The following is a 16,535-nucleotide window of genomic DNA, read 5'->3' on the forward strand; positions in this document are numbered from 1 at the left end:
GGCTAAAAGTAAAGACGAAATGGATGAAAAATTAAAGGAATTCAATGAACTTTCCTCAAAAGGGATGGCTGAACTTCGAGAGCAAAAAAATAAGGAAGATTTGGATGCTTATATTGCTGAGAAACGTAAAGAAGAGCAGATGAGATATGCTAAATCGATGGATGAGCTGAGAAATAAACATAGAAAAACAAACGAGAGAACCGGTAAAGAAACAACTTATGATGAAGAGTTAAATGAACTCGCTGATTCAGTCATTAATTCTGAACAAAATGCTTATAATGATTGGCGATCCAATATGATGTCCTTGTTGAATTTATTTGGAAAAATGAATAAAGCACACAATATCTCAGCAAATCAAGTTGCAGGAGAAGCATGGGACTTAGCTAAGAATACACCACTTATTGGTGAGGCACTTAAAATGAAAGAGTCACTTTATATTCCTCTCAAAGGTAAACTCGTGCATAAAATAAAAGGGGATGGTGATCTTCAGTTACCTACTTTAGAACATAAAGTTACCTTTAAAGATGGAAAAGTTGAGATAGCTGATTTAACCCGGTCTGATAAGATATCTCTTGACAAAACAAATGAAGCGAATACAGCGTTTAAGTCAATGATAGCTCTTTGGCTAGCAGAAAATGATTATACTCCGGTTCAGGGTAAGCCGGATGAATACGAACATTATGCCAGTGGCGCTAGATTAGATGAAGATACGTTCAAAAGATTGAATGCGAATCCCCAAACAAGTTTAGCTAAATTTTTAAAAGATAATGCTAATTTGAAATATGAAGAGCAAAAAGAAGTACATTCTACTCCTACTCCTACTCCTCCATAATTATTGAATTTGCGGTATTCCGCTATGAAAGCGAAATACCGTATCAGAAGCCAAAATAAAATCATTTTCTATAGATAAAAAAAACTTCAAACGTTGCTCTATGTCTCCACCATATAATTTCGCCAGTCGAAGATAATCCTCAAAATGACGCGCTTCTGATTTAATTAAAGTACCATAAAACTTCACCAAATCCTGATCTTCGAGAAAGGGGATAATGGCGTGGAAACGTTCACAAGAACGGGCTTCGATAATGGCACCAATAATCAACTGATCACATAAACGTTGAAGTACATTTCTGCTTGAAACCTGCTTATGCATCTGAGTTGCATATCCTGATGGTTGTAGGGGGCAAAATTGAATCCCTTTGTTCGACATTAAATTAATGACCTTTTCAAAATGGAGTAGTTCTTCACGAGCCAATGGAGACATCATTTCCACCAGTTCTTTTTTCTCTGGGTATTTGCTCATAAAATTAATTGCAGTGGCAGCTGCCTTCCGTTCACAATGAGCATGGTCAATTAATAACAAAGGTATATGGTCTGCAGCATAATCTAACCATATTTGCGGAGTTTTTACTTGAAGAAAGTCATTTAACAATTGTAAATCAGTATCTAATCGTTTTAACATCTGCGAAATACACTATACTTATCGAATAAACTGTCTTATATCATAGGACCTTTTTACAATTCTACTATTTTGGCCTTTGAAGCTTTGATTACCTGCGCTCGATGCACATGTATCCTACGGTTTGATGAGGTGTAAATCAAAAATTAGATTAATCTAGGGAATTGTAAATACGCTTAATATTTTGAAATTTAAATTGGATGAAAAATGAACGGGGAAGAATCTGATAATGAATTAAGTCACTGGTTTTCAACATACGGAGTAATCACAGCCGAGCGTATATTGGGTACATACAAAGTCAATTTAGCACAAAGTGAATTAGTAGAAGCAATTAAAAGTCCATATAGTTTTTATCATCGGTTGTTACGTGTTCCACTAAAAAGTGTACTGAATGGAATCATCCTACAACAAGCGAATGATTATCATGTTTATACACAAAAATTATTTATTGATTATTTATTATCTGGAGAGAACTCTAAAGGTGAAGAGGCACAGGGAGCTTCAACTCGTGAGGAACTAGAAAATGAACGTCAGCAACTAGTTAATCTTGGAGATGAGTTTCATAATGTGCAGGGACAACATGATTGGTTGATTGCTAACAGTCAATCAGCGTTGATAAGAGTAACTCAAATATTTAATACTGAAATAGAAAAGGCAATCGCTTCATTGAGAGGCCTACTTAAAAGTATGGGTATTTCAGAGAAAAAAAGTAAAATACGGCAGGCAATAAATCATGCGCTAATCTATTGCAATATATTAGATGTTCAAAACAACCAATATTTTTTTATAGAGAAAATAAATGAAGTTCTCAAGACTCCGCTTACTGAGGATTTAGAGAGAAAAATGGCAATGATATTGTCCGAAGTTGTGCTCATTGATATGGATTTTGATGAACAAATCAGTGATTTTCTTGCGCAAACTGAAGAGATAGGACAAGCTGCTAATTCGTACCGAACTCTTTTTTATGAAACGATTCTACGGGTGATTGATTTAATGAAATCATTACCTGAATATAAAATTGACCCAGAACAAGATGCTATTAATAGAGAACCTTTATATTTTGATAAAACAATTGGTGCAATAGGGTAAGGTTAATGAAAAGTATGTATCTAGTTTTGCTTGATGAATGATGACTATGACTTTAAAAGGAATTTATATTAGCCATCTAGCTTAGATTTCGTGTATAATATTGCACTTTAACTAACCCCCTATGGAGTGCGTGATGACAAAAGAAACAACATTGTCAATTATTAAACCTGATGCAGTGGCTAAATCTGTTATTGGACAAATCTATACCCGTTTTGAAAACGCTGGTCTAAACATAGTTGCTGCAAAAATGATGCAACTTTCTCGTGAGCAAGCAGAAAGTTTTTATGATATTCATCGTGCGCGTCCTTTCTTTAAGGATTTAGTTGAATTTATGATTTCTGGTCCAGTAATGGTTCAGGCATTACACGGCGAAAATGCAGTAATGAAAAACCGAGACATCATGGGTGCAACAAACCCCAAGGAAGCTGCTCCGGGAACTATACGTGCTGATTTCGCTGACAGTATCGATGCCAATGCCGTTCATGGTTCAGATAGTCTGGAAAATGCTGCACGTGAAATTGCGTTCTTTTTTGAACCGCATGAAATTTGTGTACGATAAGATAGGTTTTGATATTTAATGACCTCATGTAGCCTGGGTAAAGCGCGCAGCGAAACCCGGGTTCTTGAAAGATTAGTATTCCCAGGTTTCACTATGCTATACAGAGGCTCCCGAATACGTTTTTTAGGTCATTAAATTTGGAGTAAAAATGACTGTACAGAAAGTAAATCTGCTCGATTACAACTACCAACAAATGCGTGAATTACTCAATAGCTGGGGCGAGCAACCTTATAGAGCGCAACAGTTAATCCAGTGGATTCATCAGGCAGGTTTTACTGATTTCACAAAAATGACCAATCTTAGTAAGACGTTGAGAGAAAAATTGGCACAACGTTCTTGCATTAAATTACCAGAAATAGTCGCTTGCCAAAAATCCAATGATGGTACTCATAAATGGCTTTTAAAGCTGGACTGCGGTAACTGCATCGAGACCGTATTCATTCCCGAAACCAATCGAGGCACTTTATGTGTTTCCTCCCAAGTAGGATGCGCTTTAAATTGTTCCTTTTGTTCTACTGCAAAACAGGGTTTTAATCGTAATTTATCCACTGGAGAAATTATTGGGCAAGTATGGTTGGCTGCACGAGAGTTATCACAACAACATGGAACACACGATAAAAGAGTTACTAATGTGGTGATGATGGGCATGGGAGAACCCTTGCTTAATTTTGATAATGTCGTGTCCGCAATGGATCTTATGATGGATGATTTTGCTTATGGATTATCAAAACGTCGTGTTACTTTGAGTACCTCGGGTGTTCTTCCCGATCTGGAACGTTTAAGAGAAGTTAGCCCAGTGGCCTTAGCTGTTTCCTTACATGCACCTACTGATGAACTGCGAAATGTCCTTGTTCCTATAAATAAGAAATATCCTTTAGCACAGCTGATGGCTTTGTGTAAAAACTACTTTAAAAATGAACCTCGAAGGAAGGTAACTTTTGAGTATGTCATGCTCAAGGGGGTAAATGATCAACCTGAACATGCGAATCAGTTGATCAAGTTACTGCGCAATATTCCATCAAAAGTCAATTTAATTCCCTTTAATCCTTTTCCGATGACTCAATATGAGCGTTCGCCTCAAGAAGCAATTGATGCATTTAGAGATAAATTAATAGCCCATGGTATTAATACGATTACCCGTAAAACACGAGGAGATGATATTGATGCAGCATGTGGCCAATTAGCTGGTGAAGTCAAGGATAGAACAAGTCGCTCTCAAAGATGGCAGAAATTACACTTTATATCCAAAAAAGATCAAGAGCAATCCACTGCAGAACAAGAAGAGTAGCTGGCGTAGGGGAGAAACTGGTTAAGATATAGCTCTTATTTACAGGTTTGGCACCACTCTTCGACTCTAATTATGTCACTGAAAACTACAATAAAATCATTATTTGTGACAAATCATTTTTAATTTATTTATAAGCGGTTATAATGCGCAATCATTTCTAACCTTAGCGTGAAATATTGTGTTAAAAAGGTTTTGTCTTTTGTTTATTATGACCGTGCTGTTTTTACAGGCATGTGTGCATGATGAAGAAAATGAAAAACAAAATTTTAAAAAGCCTGATCTCAGTAAAGCTGCATCCTATAATGCACAGCTAGGCCTCGAGTATTTAAAACAAGGGGATAGGCCTAGAGCGAAAAAAAAGATGCTTACTGCATTAGAGCAAGAACCTACTTCAGCCGATGTTAACTCTGCAATGGCTTATTATTTTGAGCAAACTAAAGAACTAGACCAGGCAGAAAAATACTATTTGAAAGCCATCTCATTTTCGGGAAATGGAGGCGCTCAGCTAAATAACTATGGAGCCTTTTTATGTCGACAAGGCAATTATACAAAAGCTGAAAATTACTTTTTAAAAGCTGCTAATGATTTAAAATATGTGCATACTTCTGGAGCTTATGAAAATGCGGGACTTTGTGCTCTTTCAGTTCCTAATGAAGACAAGGCCAAACTGTATTTTGCAAAAGCATTAAATCAAGACCCTTCAAGGAAAGCATCTTTTTATGAATTACTGAAACTTGAAATTAAAAGCGGAAAAGACTCAGATGCATTTGCGCTATTACAAAAGCACCCTGATTTAATTTTAAATGACAGAGTACTATTATCTTTGGCCAAGGAGATTTCTGAGAAAGTTGGGCAATATACTCTCGCAGCAGAATATCAGCAAAGTATAAATAATTTGAATTCCAATATCGACAATAGTGGAGTAAATAATGAATACAACAACCACACTGGATGAAAGTATAGTTGAGCATAAAAATCCAGGCGAACAACTTGCAAGTATCCGGGAACAAAAAGGATATACGATTGAGTATGTTGCCAATAAATTGCATTTAAGAGCTCGTATTATTGAGTTAATTGAAACTAATGAATTTCATTTGTTGCCAGAACCCGTTTTTGTTAAAGGGTATTTGCGTGCCTATGCTAAATTATTAGGTACTTCTCCGGAACCTTATCTGGCGATATTTAATGAGCAGTTTGTCGTTGAGAAAAAATCTGATCGCGCTCTGTTATGGCAACAAAGTAAACGTGAGTCTCATAAAGCAGAACATATTATTCGTTGGTTCACCATTTTGTTTGCTTTAGGTGTGATGGTTGCGGTAGGAATTTGGTGGCAAAAAAATAGAGATACTCAACAGGTATTTCCTGCCCAAAGTACTCCTGTTGATTTATCTCTAAACCAAACACCAGCAACAGAGACCCACGAATTAAAACTGACTGACATATCAAAAATGCAATCTCTATTAAATCCTAAACCGGAAATGTCTCCTATGGAGAAAATAGGTGGCTGAGAGAATCCAAGCAATACGAGGAATGAATGATATTTTGCCTGAAACAACGGCATTTTGGCGTTCCATCGAACAAATTTTTGTAAAAGTATTATCCAGTTATGGCTATCAGGAAATACGCTTTCCACTTATTGAAAGCACTCAGTTATTTAAACGCACTATAGGTGAAGTCACTGATATAGTCGAAAAGGAAATGTATACTTTTAATGATTTAAATGGGGATAGCATTACTTTGAGACCCGAAGGGACTGCGGGTTGTGTACGTGCTTGTCTGCAAAATGGGCTCCTACATAATCAACAGCAAAAATTATGGTATATGGGTCCCATGTTCCGACATGAACGGCCACAGAAAGGACGATATAGGCAGTTCAATCAATTAGGTGTAGAGGCATTTGGGATGCCTGGTGCCATGGTTGAATTGGAATTAATTTCCATATGTCGTAAATTCTGGGAACAGTTAGGCTTTGCAGATTCTGTACAGTTGCAAATAAATACCTTAGGTGAGTTAACAGAGCGTCAGCGCTATAGAAAAGTGCTTGTTGAATATTTGACAGATCATGAACAACAGTTAGATGAGGACAGTAAACGCAGGTTAACTCGCAATCCACTGCGTATTTTAGATAGTAAAAACCCTGAAATGCAGGAGTTATTGTCTAATGCACCTAAACTAATTGATGTTCTGGATGAACAAAGTCGAGAACATTTTCAGTCTTTTTGTGATGGTTTAGACCAATTAAAGGTACCCTATACAGTAAACCCGGTTTTGGTCAGAGGTCTTGATTATTATGGGCATACAGTATTTGAGTGGGTAACCGATAAATTAGGAAGTCAAGCTACAGTTTGTGCTGGAGGTCGATACGATATACTGGTAGAGCAATTAGGTGGTAATCCAACACCAGCAGTAGGTTTTGCATTAGGTATTGAAAGAATATATCTTCTTATGGAAACTCTGAGTGTTCTCAAGCAGGATAATAAAAAGAATGCATTGTATATTATTGCTACCAATGAAGATGCTGTGGTAAAAGCTCTGGTAATTTCTGAATCAATACGTACTAAATATCCAGAAATTGAAGTATCAGTAAATACGGCCGGTGGTAGTTTTAAAAGTCAATTCAAAAAAGCAGATAAAAGCGGGGCTCGATTAGCTTTAATTTTAGGTGAAGATGAGTTAGCAACCAAGCAAATTAGTATTAAAGATTTGCGGAATGAGACTGAGCAAATTACAGTAGATCAAAATATGCTTAATCATGTTTTAAAAGATTATTTAGAGTGAGTGCAGGAGAATAATATGTCAGTGTATATGACTGAAGAGGAACAATTAGAATCGATAAAAAAATGGTGGAAACAATACGGTAATCTTGTCACTATAGTATTATCACTTGTGCTCTTTGGTATTGCAGGATATCGATATTTGCATTGGCATCAGGAAAAACTTACTCAACAGGCTTCAGTTGCCTATGAGCAAATGATGGTCGCTCTCTCTAATCAAAATATTAAAGCAGTAAGAGCCTATGCTAATCAGTTAATTCACGAGCACGGTCGTACCGTTTATGCCGATGCTGCACATATGACACTTGCAAAAATTTATGTATCAAAAAATAAATTGGATAAAGCTACTGAAGAATTACAGGCCGTTGCTGCAAACAGTAAAATGTCAACTCTGAAGCAAATAGCTAAAATTCGTATTGCACGTATCTTCGCAGCAGAAAAGTCGTACACAAATGCTCTTAAGGAATTAAGCAATGTTGAAGATAATACTTATTTACCGGTCATTAATGAATTAAAAGGTGATATTTATGGAGCCACCGGCCAATATAAAGAGGCCATGAACTCTTATAAGCAAGCCTTGGATGAAGTAAAAAGTAATGGAATGGGGAATTTATTTTTAGAAATGAAAACTAATGCGATAGCGAGCAAATCTCATTCAGTTATTTCTGGAGATAAAAAAATAGAGTCTGCATAACCTCTTTGTTATTAGCTTAATAGGCTTAATACACCTGTTTTGAGATTTTCTCTATTGAGCTAAAACTTAGTGAATGCTTTTATTGAGCTGTTTTGTAAAAATTGAGGTCCAATTTTCATGAAAATGAAATTATTTATTTTAATTCTTTGTACCATAATTCAAGGGTGTTCAAAACTTGATGATTACATGTTAGGGAAAGACAACACGCCCAAACCTAAAGAACTTAAGCAAATTAAAGACAAAGTTAAAGTAGACCAAAACTGGACAGTAGCTGCTGGCAAGTCATCAAAAAATAAAGAATATTTAAGACTTAAGCCAGTAATTAAAAATGGGATTATTTATACCGCTGATGCGAGTGGATTAGTTCAAGCTATTAGCAAGAATAATGGTAATATGAAATGGTCTACTGCGCTTAAGCATGGTTTGGTTAGTGGACCAGCAGTAGCCAGTGGATATGTTGCAGTAGGTACTAATAATTCTTCATTAGTAGTATTAAATGAGAATAATGGTAACAAATTATGGCAATCAAAGGTTACGGGTGAAATTCTATCACCACCAGTTATTTTAGGCGGAAAGGTAATTGTTAAGACCATCGACGGTAGAGTGTATGCCTTTAATGCAGCTGATGGAAAACAAATATGGATGGCAGAACATGGTTCTCCTAGTTTAATCCTCAAGGCAAGTTCATCGCCTGTTGCTATGGGAAATTTAGTATTGATAGGTTTTTCTGATGGGAAACTTGATGCTTTAGATTTGAAAACAGGGCGTGTCATGTGGCAACGAAGTATTGCTTACGCTTCAGGACCCAGCGATGTAGAGCGATTAGTTGATATTGATGCCGATCCCATTGTGGAAAATAATGTGGTTTATCTTGCCAGTTATCAGGGTTATATTGGTGCATTATCTTTATCTGATGGGCAGTTTATTTGGAGAAAACCCGGTTCTGTATACAAGAATATGATTCTAAGTGGTAACACCTTATTTATCACAGACAGCCATGATGTCGTTTGGTCTATTGATAAACGTAGTGGACAAGTTAATTGGAAACAAACTGGATTAAAGGCAAGAGTACTAACTGAGCCTGCTTTGATCAAAAATGATTTAGTAGTAGGTGACAAAACGGGTTATTTACACTTTATTGATACCCAAACGGGTGAAATTATAGCCCGCTCAAAAGTTTCAAGTGGTGTGAGTATTTCCCCAAGCGTAATCGGAAAAAAATTATATGTATTAACAGACAATGGAATGTTAAATCAATTATCTGTGAGTTAATAAATGATCCCTGTGATAGCACTTGTTGGACGTCCTAATGTTGGTAAGTCTACATTATTTAATAGGCTGACTAAGACACAAGATGCCCTAGTTGCTGATTTTCCTGGCTTAACTCGTGACAGACAGTACGGTCAAGCCATTTATGATGATAAACACTATATCGTTGTTGACACCGGTGGTATCGGTGTTGACGATATTGCTGTTGATAATTTAATGTCCAAACAATCAGAAATCGCGCTAAATGAAGCTGATATCGTTCTTTTCTTGGTGGATGGAAGAGCTGGATTGACTGGAATTGATGAAAAAATTGCCAATAATTTACGTAAATTAAATAAAAAAGTTCATCTTGTTGTAAATAAAACAGAAGGCCTAGATGATGATGTTGTTTGTGCCGATTTCCATTCTTTAGGTATTGCGGATGTTCATTCAATTTCATCTTCGCATGGTAGTGGCATTGGAACCCTACTTGAAGAAGTTTTATCACCATTTGCAACTCATATTGATGAGAGTGGGGAAGATAAGGCAATTAAAATCGCTTTTGCTGGTCGCCCAAATGTTGGCAAATCAACTTTGATAAATCGGATTCTGGGTGAAGAGCGGGTTGTTGTTTATGATATGCCAGGTACAACCAGAGATAGTATTTCCATTCCTTTTGTTAGAGATGAGCAAAACTATGTCCTGATTGATACGGCAGGCGTACGGAGAAAATCTCGTATTGATGAAAAAATAGAAAAATTCTCTGTGATTAAGACATTACAGGCCATCCAAAAATCCAATGTGTGTCTGCAAGTTCTGGATGCTAAGGAAGGGATTACTGATCAAGACATGAATTTGCTCGGTTTTATTATTGAATCGGGTAAAGCATTAGTTATTGCGGTGAATAAGTGGGATGGTTTGGATGAAGAGCATAAAGAACATGTGAAAAGCGAATTATCTAGAAGATTGCACTTCGCAAATTTTGCAAAAATTAGATTTATATCGGCTTTACATGGCAGTGGGGTAGGTGGTTTATTTAAGGATATAAATGAAGCGTATACTTCAGCTGTCCAATCTTTTTCTACGCCCCGATTAACTCGCTTGCTTCAAGATATTAGCACGAAGCATACACCCCCTTGTGTCAATGGACGTAGGATAAAATTAAGGTATGCTCATCTTGGTGGCCACAACCCGCCCGTAATAGTAATCCATGGGAATCAATTAGCTGATCTTCCTGAAAGTTATAAACGGTACCTAAATAATGAATTTATTAAGCATTTAGGACTAATCGGGACTCCGTTAAAATTGGAATTTAAAGGTGGAACAAATCCATTTGCAGATAAAAAGGTTAAATTATCACAACGACAAGTAAATAAGAAAAGAAGATTAATGAGTCACATTAAAAAGAAAGCTAAAAGCAAAAAGAAATAGGTTTATTTGTGTTTGGAGGACAAATGATAGGTTCTCTAATATAGATAGGTAAAAAGGATAAGATAATTTTATCCATTTAAGACATCCCACCCAAGTAAAAAATCAACGATATTCTGGCTGAGGTCGATATTATTAGAGTTGTGAGGGATTGTATTGCAAGTAATGATCTTTGCAGCATGAGAGAGTAAAAGTTTTTGATAGGCATTTCCTGCGAAAACGCCATGGACACCAACGCAAACAGCGGGTTTCGTATTTAATGAACTTAAATGATTTAATGTTTCCATCATAGTCATTCCAGTCGAGATAATATCATCAATAAGAATAGGAGTAGCATCCAAGTATTGTTTTATTCCCGGAATGGAAATCTCAACTTGTGTATCGCTTTTTCTGATTTTTTCTAAAATAGTGAATGGTGCAGAAGACTTGTGAGCGATGTTTTCAACCCATTGCGCACTTTCTGAGTCCGGCCCAATAAGGAGAGGATTGGATACATGTTGAGCAATCCAAGATGCAATCTCATTTGTCGCATGAAGCACTTTAGTAGGTATCTTATAAATCTCGCTTAAATCTGACCAGCGATGAAGATGTGGATCGATTGTAATTAAGCCATCAAAATAAGAAGAAACCAATTGTGCAAAATAAGCAGATGTAATACCTTGACCTGATTCAAATACTTTATCTTGACGCATATAAGTAAGATATGGAGTTACTAACACAACTTGAGCCGCGTCTAAGGATCTTGCTGTTTGTGCAGCGAATAAAAGGGGTAGGATTTTCGGGTTGGGATGGACTAAATTGGCAACAAAGATAACAATACGCTTCGATACAACAGATTCAATTTTCACCAGAGTTTCTTGATCAGGGAATTGATGAAAGCTCATTTTACCAAGTTCATACTGACATTTTTTTTGAATCTTAGTTGTAAGTTCATTGTGTCCAAATAATGAAAAAATAATGGGTTTTTTCATATACTCGCCTCAATTTGAAAGACCTCATGACCCTGTTTCAGAAAATCAAGGGCATAATTGAGCTCCCCTCGGTTTTCTGCATGAATTCTAAAAAGAGGTTGAGATTTTTTGACTATTGAGTTGAGTGGCGTTAATAATTCCACTCCCGCCGCTTTTGAGCGTGGTGCTCCAGCCAACTTAGCCAATTGGGAAATATGCCGGTTATCAATATTAATAATAGTCCCTGATAGTTTTGACTCTACAGTATGCACAATGGGTGCTTTTTTAATCTCACGTAAGCCGCCTTGGGCTTTGCAAATTGCTTCGAATTTAGCTAATGCTTTTCTATTATCAAGAATATGAGTAGCAATGCTCAATCCTTGGCCTGGTGGTACTTGAGGGGAAAATTCTATGATATGAGACGCTAATGTTAAAGCATGCTCACGTAAATCTTGGGGCGCATGTTTATCGCAATTTAAAACGGCTAATACATCAAATGCCTCAAGTACAGGCCCAATTCCCCGGCCGATTGGTTGTGAGCCATCACTAAATATTACTTTTATACTGATATTAAACTCGTCTGCAACCAATTTTAATAGTTTTTTTAATGAATTGGCTCGTTCAATGGAACGAACTTTGGCTGTAGTTCCTATAGGCATATCAATGACAAGATGATTTGAACCTGCAGCAATTTTTTTTGATAAAATTGAAGCGACCATTTGTCCTTCACTATCGATATTTGCAGTTCTCTCAATTCGGATAAGTAAGTCATCGGCTGGACTTAAAGCCATAGAGCCCCCCCAAACGAGGCAACCATTTTCTTGTTCAACAACTTTTTTCATTTCAGCAATGTTCAGATCAACATTAGTAAATACTTCCATCGTATCTGCTGTTCCTGCGGGTGATGTTATGGCACGAGAAGATGTTTTAGGGATAACTAAACCGAACGCAGCAACAATTGCAACGACAATAGGGGTTGTTCGATTTCCTGGTAAGCCTCCTACCGAATGCTTATCAACAATAAAAGGGAGATCCCATGATAATTGTTTGCCAGAACTAATCATCGCCCGGGTTAGATCAATAACTTCTTTTTTAGACAGTCTATCTCCACCACTAGCAGCGAGATACATTGCAATATTAATATCAGAGAGTTGCCCGGATACAATATCTCTTATGATATGGGTTGTTTGTTCTGCGGTGAGCTCATTTCCATAAATTTTTGATCGGATGTAACTGAGGGAGTCCAATTGTTGTGGGTGAGCTACTGTAATTTCATCGCCTTCTTTTGCTGCGAGCAGCTCCCAAGCATAATTAGAAAGTCCTGCCTCATTGTGTCTTAATAAATTGGTCTCGACAGTATTTAATGTAGCCACAATAGAGCGCTCATTAAGTAGTACCTGAACACGAGCTTGAGCAGTAAATCCTTCAGATTTACAAATATAACAATCTTCACGCATATAAATAACAGGTTCTTTATGGGAATTAATGCCCAAATATTTTAGCGTCAAGGTTGTGTGTCTTTTACTCATAATTGTTCTTCTGTCCCTATCCAGGAATTTCACAGCACCACTCAAGTTGTATTCCAATTTTTAAGTTAAAGGATAAAGCGGCTTCTGATTCATGGTGTATCTATGTGTTGATGAACAATGCTTTTCGTCAACTTGATCAATCAATGAGCCTAATCTTATTGGGCGACAAAAGATCTCTAGAGTCTATTACAGTTCCAGAAGCAGCAAGAAATTTAAATTGCATATTAATCCTTTAATAACAGTGTCGTGAAAAAATTAATTTTAAAGTCGTAAGGTTAATACATCACATGGAGCATGATTCACTGTCGCATGTGCTGTGCTACCCAAAAATGAATGCAAACCAATAGATGAATGACTGCCAATAATAATAAGCTGACAATCTAGTTCTTTTACTTTATTAAAAATATGCTCTTTTACTGAGCCTACCTCGACAAATTGATGTTCGCGCGGAATGTTAAAATTTTCCCCTAGTAGAGTTAATACAGTTTGTGCGTCATCTTTGGCTGGGTTGGCTAATTCTGTAAAACCAAGTCCTTGTGCTAATTGAAAACTAGCAGGTAGTTCAATCACATGTAACAGATATAATGTAGAGGTAAATTGTTTTGCAATAGCGATTGCTTTTTCTGTGAGATGATTATGTTCCTTGAGCAAATCCGTAGCAAATAAAATATTCTTATACATAGCAACCTCACAATTAAATTTATTATTGTAAATAATAGTAGATTCCTTAATATAAGTACCTATTTTACTTCATAAAATTTAAAATAATTTCGGTTGATATGAGTCGCTGTGCATTCCTTACACAAAAACCAGGAGGCATTTAAGATAATTTCCCCAGTCAAGATTTCCCTAATTTATAATGGGGATTTATTTCCAGTAGAGGAATTAAGACAAAGTCTCTAAATTGGATCTGGGGATGGGGAAGTATTAGTTTCTTTGAATAGATCGATTGATTCTCGTAAAAAAGAATATCAATATCAATAACTCTAGGCCCCCAGTGTCTTTTTCGAACTCGACCTTGTTTTTTCTCAATTTTTTGGCATGCTTTAAGTAATTGTAAAGGAGATAAAAGGGTAGAGAGCTCTATCACCGCATTACAAAAGTCTTGTTGACCTTGCAATCCCCATGCTTTATTCCAATAAAAAGAGGAAATTTTAGTAACCACAGTGGAGGGTAATGCCCGTATGGATTTAATTGCTTTGCGAAGTTGACGTTCAGGTACGTGCTGATTCGAGCCCAGACCCAAATAACATACATTCATTGTGGATCACTAACTTTATTACTTTTAGGTTTGCGACGGCGCTTACGCTTAGGCACATCAGGAGTGAGTTGAGCCACCATATCAGATTGTTCTGCTTCATCTGCATCCTGAAAGCTTGTCCACCATTGCGCTAGCTCCATAGACTCATCGCCTGCAAGGGCACGTAACGCCATAAAATCATAAGCTGCGCGAAAACGTGGATGTTGTAAAAGATTAAAAGCTCTTCCTCCAAGTCTTTTTGCAAAGCGATACTGTAATAACCAGATCTCACGAATTATTTGGGTGTACCGTTTGGGAATTGAAATAATTTGATTTTGTTCGGCAATGACGAGAGACATTGCTTTTTCGATTGAAGGCAATGGATCTATTCCAGTTTTTTGTAGTTCCTTTGCCCGCTCAATCATGGGGAACCATAAAAGAACTGCGAATAAAAATGCTGGTGTTACGGGTTTGTCTTCATGAATACGTGTATCGGTGTTTTCAAGAGCAATTTCCAGCAATGCATTTACTGGATGGCTGCTGTTCAATAGAGCATTAGTTTGAGGGCATAAATATTGGAACAAACCATATTGCATGAGTAGTCTTTGTACCGCTACTGCATTACCGCATTGATACAGTTTGGTCATTTCATCAAATAAGCGCGAACTGGAAACATGGGTAATCAGATGACTAATCTCGGGAAAAGGTGCTTCTGTCTCTCGCGCAAGTTTGAAATTTAATTTGGCACTAAAACGAATGGCGCGCAACATGCGCACAGGGTCTTCTTGATAACGTTTGGTCGGATCCCCAATCATACGAATAAGCTTTTCTTCAACATCCTTTACCCCACCAGTAAAATCTACAATGGAGGAGTCATTGATATTGTAGTAGAGCGAGTTAATTGTGAAGTCACGCCGCCAAGCGTCTTCATCAAGGGAGCCGTAAGCATTATCACGCACTAACATACCACGTTCATTTGTTTGTTGACTTTCATCCTCCGCTACATGACTCCGGAACGTAGCAACCTCAATGATTTCCCGGTGGAATAGTATATGTACCAGCTTGAATCGACGCCCAATTATCCGTCCGTTACGAAACAGACTCTTTACTTGATTGGGTGTTGCATTGGTTGCAACATCGAAGTCTTTGGGAGCCTTATGCAGTAATAAATCCCTGACACTGCCTCCAACAATGTAAGCTTGAAAACCAGCACCAATTAGACGGTTAAGCACTTTGAGCGCATTGCTACTAATGTCCGCCTTAGATATGGAATGTTTATTCCTTGGGATGATATAAGTTGAGGCAACAGGGGCCACATGAGCTCTGTTTCTCTTTAATAGCTTTTTAATAAATTTGATGATCTTTGTATCTCACAAGATTAATAAAACACTTATATTATATCGAAGCAAAAGAATAAAGTGAATCTTTTACCCTTACAAACCTTGATCTTTCAATAAAATTTATGCTGGATATTTTAAAGAAAGGTATAGGTGAATCTCAGAATAAGAGTATATCATATAGTTTTTCAATTTCTGACATCTGGGGATTTGATGGATTTTATTGATATTACTGTAGGCTTAATTGTCTTAATTATATTAGAAATAGTTTTGGGAATTGATAATCTAGTAATTTTATCTATTTTGTCAGAAAAGTTACCGCCACAACAGAGAAAAAAAGCAAGGCGCTGGGGACTAACGCTTTCTTGGGTTATGCGGTTAATTATACTCGCACTAGCAGTGGATCTCATTAAATTAACTAAACCAATACTTACTCTGGCCAACATGTCGTTCTCCGCCCGAGATATCTTTCTCATTGGAGGTGGTGCTTTTTTAATCTGGAAAGCAACTGATGAAATTCACCAGGATGTGACTGAAGAACTTGAATCTAATGGTAAAAAGACCGGCGGTTTTAAAACAACATTCCGTGCAGTTATTTTCCAAATTGCATTAATGGATATTATATTCTCTTTGGATAGTGTGTTAACTGCAGTAGGCTTAACATCACACTTTTGGGTAATGGCTGTCGCAATTAGTAGCGCCATACTGATTATGATTTTTGCAAGTGAAGTTGTAAGTGCATTTATTAAAGAACATCCTACAATCAAAATGCTTGCCTTAAGTTACTTGATCTTAATTGGTATGGTCCTGGTTGCTGATGGTTTTTCTTTTCATATTCCTCGAGGATATATTTATTTTGCCATGGGATTCTCTTTGGCAGTGGAGTCCTTGAATTTAGTCAAACACTCACGGAAAAAACGACAGAATCGCTCGGGAAATTAAT

Annotated in this window: 17 protein-coding genes; 11 read left to right on the forward strand and 6 right to left on the reverse strand. The window is 36.9% G+C overall.

Going from position 1 to position 16,535, the window contains the following annotated elements; translation table 11 throughout:
• Positions 1–19: 19 nt before the first annotated feature.
• The gene (locus ACWTE2_RS17525; RefSeq protein ID WP_454783664.1) at positions 20–832 is read left to right on the forward strand and encodes a hypothetical protein; all 813 of its coding nucleotides are present in this window, start codon (positions 20–22) and stop codon (positions 830–832) included.
• Here the strand turns inward: ACWTE2_RS17525 and ACWTE2_RS17530 are convergent, their stop codons facing one another.
• Positions 833–1,459, reverse strand: coding sequence for a MiaE family protein (locus ACWTE2_RS17530; protein ID WP_454783665.1), 627 nt, complete (start codon positions 1,457–1,459; stop codon positions 833–835). It abuts the gene before it with no gap.
• A 204-nt stretch (positions 1,460–1,663) separates the two neighbouring features.
• Here ACWTE2_RS17530 and ACWTE2_RS17535 point away from each other — a divergent pair, with 204 nt between their 5' ends.
• From ACWTE2_RS17535 to der, 9 genes are all read left to right on the forward strand, one after another.
• A complete protein-coding gene (locus tag ACWTE2_RS17535) occupies positions 1,664–2,545 on the forward strand; it encodes a hypothetical protein (RefSeq protein ID WP_454783666.1) in 882 nt (293 codons plus the stop codon).
• 133 nt (positions 2,546–2,678) lie between these two features.
• Positions 2,679–3,104, forward strand: a complete 426-nt coding sequence (ndk, locus tag ACWTE2_RS17540) for a nucleoside-diphosphate kinase (protein ID WP_182393551.1) — start codon at positions 2,679–2,681, stop codon at positions 3,102–3,104.
• A gap of 148 nt (positions 3,105–3,252) precedes the next feature.
• A complete protein-coding gene (gene rlmN / locus ACWTE2_RS17545) occupies positions 3,253–4,392 on the forward strand; it encodes a dual-specificity RNA methyltransferase RlmN (protein ID WP_454783667.1) in 1,140 nt (379 codons plus the stop codon).
• 208 nt (positions 4,393–4,600) lie between these two features.
• A complete protein-coding gene (pilW, locus tag ACWTE2_RS17550; protein WP_454784417.1) occupies positions 4,601–5,347 on the forward strand; it encodes a type IV pilus biogenesis/stability protein PilW in 747 nt (248 codons plus the stop codon).
• On the forward strand, positions 5,322–5,900 hold the full coding sequence (locus ACWTE2_RS17555) for a helix-turn-helix domain-containing protein (RefSeq protein WP_182393553.1): 579 nt from the start codon (positions 5,322–5,324) through the stop codon (positions 5,898–5,900). The genes pilW and ACWTE2_RS17555 overlap by 26 nt, the downstream gene beginning before the upstream one ends.
• Positions 5,893–7,170, forward strand: a complete 1,278-nt coding sequence (gene hisS, locus ACWTE2_RS17560) for a histidine--tRNA ligase (RefSeq protein WP_454783668.1) — start codon at positions 5,893–5,895, stop codon at positions 7,168–7,170. Before ACWTE2_RS17555 ends, hisS begins: the two co-directional genes overlap by 8 nt.
• 15 nt (positions 7,171–7,185) lie before the next feature.
• A complete protein-coding gene (locus tag ACWTE2_RS17565; protein ID WP_454783669.1) occupies positions 7,186–7,860 on the forward strand; it encodes a YfgM family protein in 675 nt (224 codons plus the stop codon).
• 117 nt (positions 7,861–7,977) lie between these two features.
• Complete coding sequence (gene bamB / locus ACWTE2_RS17570) at positions 7,978–9,132, forward strand: outer membrane protein assembly factor BamB (protein ID WP_454783670.1); 1,155 nt, start codon at positions 7,978–7,980, stop codon at positions 9,130–9,132.
• Positions 9,133–9,135: 3 nt separating this feature from the next.
• Entirely contained in the window at positions 9,136–10,539 is a 1,404-nt protein-coding gene (gene der, locus ACWTE2_RS17575) for a ribosome biogenesis GTPase Der (RefSeq protein ID WP_454783671.1), read from the forward strand.
• A 68-nt stretch (positions 10,540–10,607) separates the two neighbouring features.
• Here der and ACWTE2_RS17580 read toward each other — a convergent pair whose 3' ends face one another.
• The 5 genes from ACWTE2_RS17580 to pcnB all read right to left on the reverse strand — a co-directional run bounded on the left by ACWTE2_RS17580 (position 10,608) and on the right by pcnB (position 15,571).
• Positions 10,608–11,507, reverse strand: a complete 900-nt coding sequence (locus ACWTE2_RS17580; RefSeq protein ID WP_454783672.1) for a ribose-phosphate diphosphokinase — start codon at positions 11,505–11,507, stop codon at positions 10,608–10,610.
• Positions 11,504–13,015 (reverse strand): thymidine phosphorylase family protein, encoded by a 1,512-nt coding sequence (locus tag ACWTE2_RS17585; RefSeq protein ID WP_454783673.1) that lies wholly within the window; start codon positions 13,013–13,015, stop codon positions 11,504–11,506. The genes ACWTE2_RS17580 and ACWTE2_RS17585 overlap by 4 nt, the downstream gene beginning before the upstream one ends.
• 261 nt (positions 13,016–13,276) lie before the next feature.
• On the reverse strand, positions 13,277–13,696 hold the full coding sequence (locus ACWTE2_RS17590) for a universal stress protein (RefSeq protein ID WP_182393560.1): 420 nt from the start codon (positions 13,694–13,696) through the stop codon (positions 13,277–13,279).
• Positions 13,697–13,853: 157 nt separating this feature from the next.
• Positions 13,854–14,276 (reverse strand): 2-amino-4-hydroxy-6-hydroxymethyldihydropteridine diphosphokinase, encoded by a 423-nt coding sequence (gene folK / locus ACWTE2_RS17595; RefSeq protein WP_182393561.1) that lies wholly within the window; start codon positions 14,274–14,276, stop codon positions 13,854–13,856.
• Positions 14,273–15,571: a polynucleotide adenylyltransferase PcnB gene (pcnB, locus tag ACWTE2_RS17600; RefSeq protein ID WP_454783674.1), complete on the reverse strand. Its 1,299-nt coding sequence runs from the start codon at positions 15,569–15,571 to the stop codon at positions 14,273–14,275. Before pcnB ends, folK begins: the two co-directional genes overlap by 4 nt.
• Positions 15,572–15,805: 234 nt before the next feature.
• On the opposite strand from pcnB, the gene ACWTE2_RS17605 reads away from it, so the two are divergent.
• Positions 15,806–16,534: a TerC family protein gene (locus ACWTE2_RS17605; RefSeq protein WP_454783675.1), complete on the forward strand. Its 729-nt coding sequence runs from the start codon at positions 15,806–15,808 to the stop codon at positions 16,532–16,534.
• The last annotated feature ends 1 nt before the right edge of the window (position 16,535 follow it).

It is taken from the genome of Legionella nigrisilvae (assembly GCF_977063395.2).

Bases quoted from the DNA above. Each gene is read 5' to 3' on its own strand.
- ACWTE2_RS17580 (WP_454783672.1), bottom strand. From the start codon at position 11,507: ATGAAAAAACCCATTATTTTTTCATTATTTGGACACAATGAACTTACA.
- ACWTE2_RS17585 (WP_454783673.1), bottom strand. From the start codon at position 13,015: ATGAGTAAAAGACACACAACCTTGACGCTAAAATATTTGGGCATTAAT.
- ACWTE2_RS17605 (WP_454783675.1), top strand. From the start codon at position 15,806: ATGGATTTTATTGATATTACTGTAGGCTTAATTGTCTTAATTATATTA.
- rlmN (WP_454783667.1), top strand. From the start codon at position 3,253: ATGACTGTACAGAAAGTAAATCTGCTCGATTACAACTACCAACAAATG.
- pilW (WP_454784417.1), top strand. From the start codon at position 4,601: ATGACCGTGCTGTTTTTACAGGCATGTGTGCATGATGAAGAAAATGAA.
- ACWTE2_RS17555 (WP_182393553.1), top strand. From the start codon at position 5,322: ATGAATACAACAACCACACTGGATGAAAGTATAGTTGAGCATAAAAAT.
- ACWTE2_RS17590 (WP_182393560.1), bottom strand. From the start codon at position 13,696: ATGTATAAGAATATTTTATTTGCTACGGATTTGCTCAAGGAACATAAT.
- ACWTE2_RS17565 (WP_454783669.1), top strand. From the start codon at position 7,186: ATGTCAGTGTATATGACTGAAGAGGAACAATTAGAATCGATAAAAAAA.
- der (WP_454783671.1), top strand. From the start codon at position 9,136: ATGATCCCTGTGATAGCACTTGTTGGACGTCCTAATGTTGGTAAGTCT.
- ACWTE2_RS17530 (WP_454783665.1), bottom strand. From the start codon at position 1,459: ATGTTAAAACGATTAGATACTGATTTACAATTGTTAAATGACTTTCTT.
- ACWTE2_RS17525 (WP_454783664.1), top strand. From the start codon at position 20: ATGGATGAAAAATTAAAGGAATTCAATGAACTTTCCTCAAAAGGGATG.
- ndk (WP_182393551.1), top strand. From the start codon at position 2,679: ATGACAAAAGAAACAACATTGTCAATTATTAAACCTGATGCAGTGGCT.
- ACWTE2_RS17535 (WP_454783666.1), top strand. From the start codon at position 1,664: ATGAACGGGGAAGAATCTGATAATGAATTAAGTCACTGGTTTTCAACA.
- folK (WP_182393561.1), bottom strand. From the start codon at position 14,276: ATGAATGTATGTTATTTGGGTCTGGGCTCGAATCAGCACGTACCTGAA.
- bamB (WP_454783670.1), top strand. From the start codon at position 7,978: ATGAAAATGAAATTATTTATTTTAATTCTTTGTACCATAATTCAAGGG.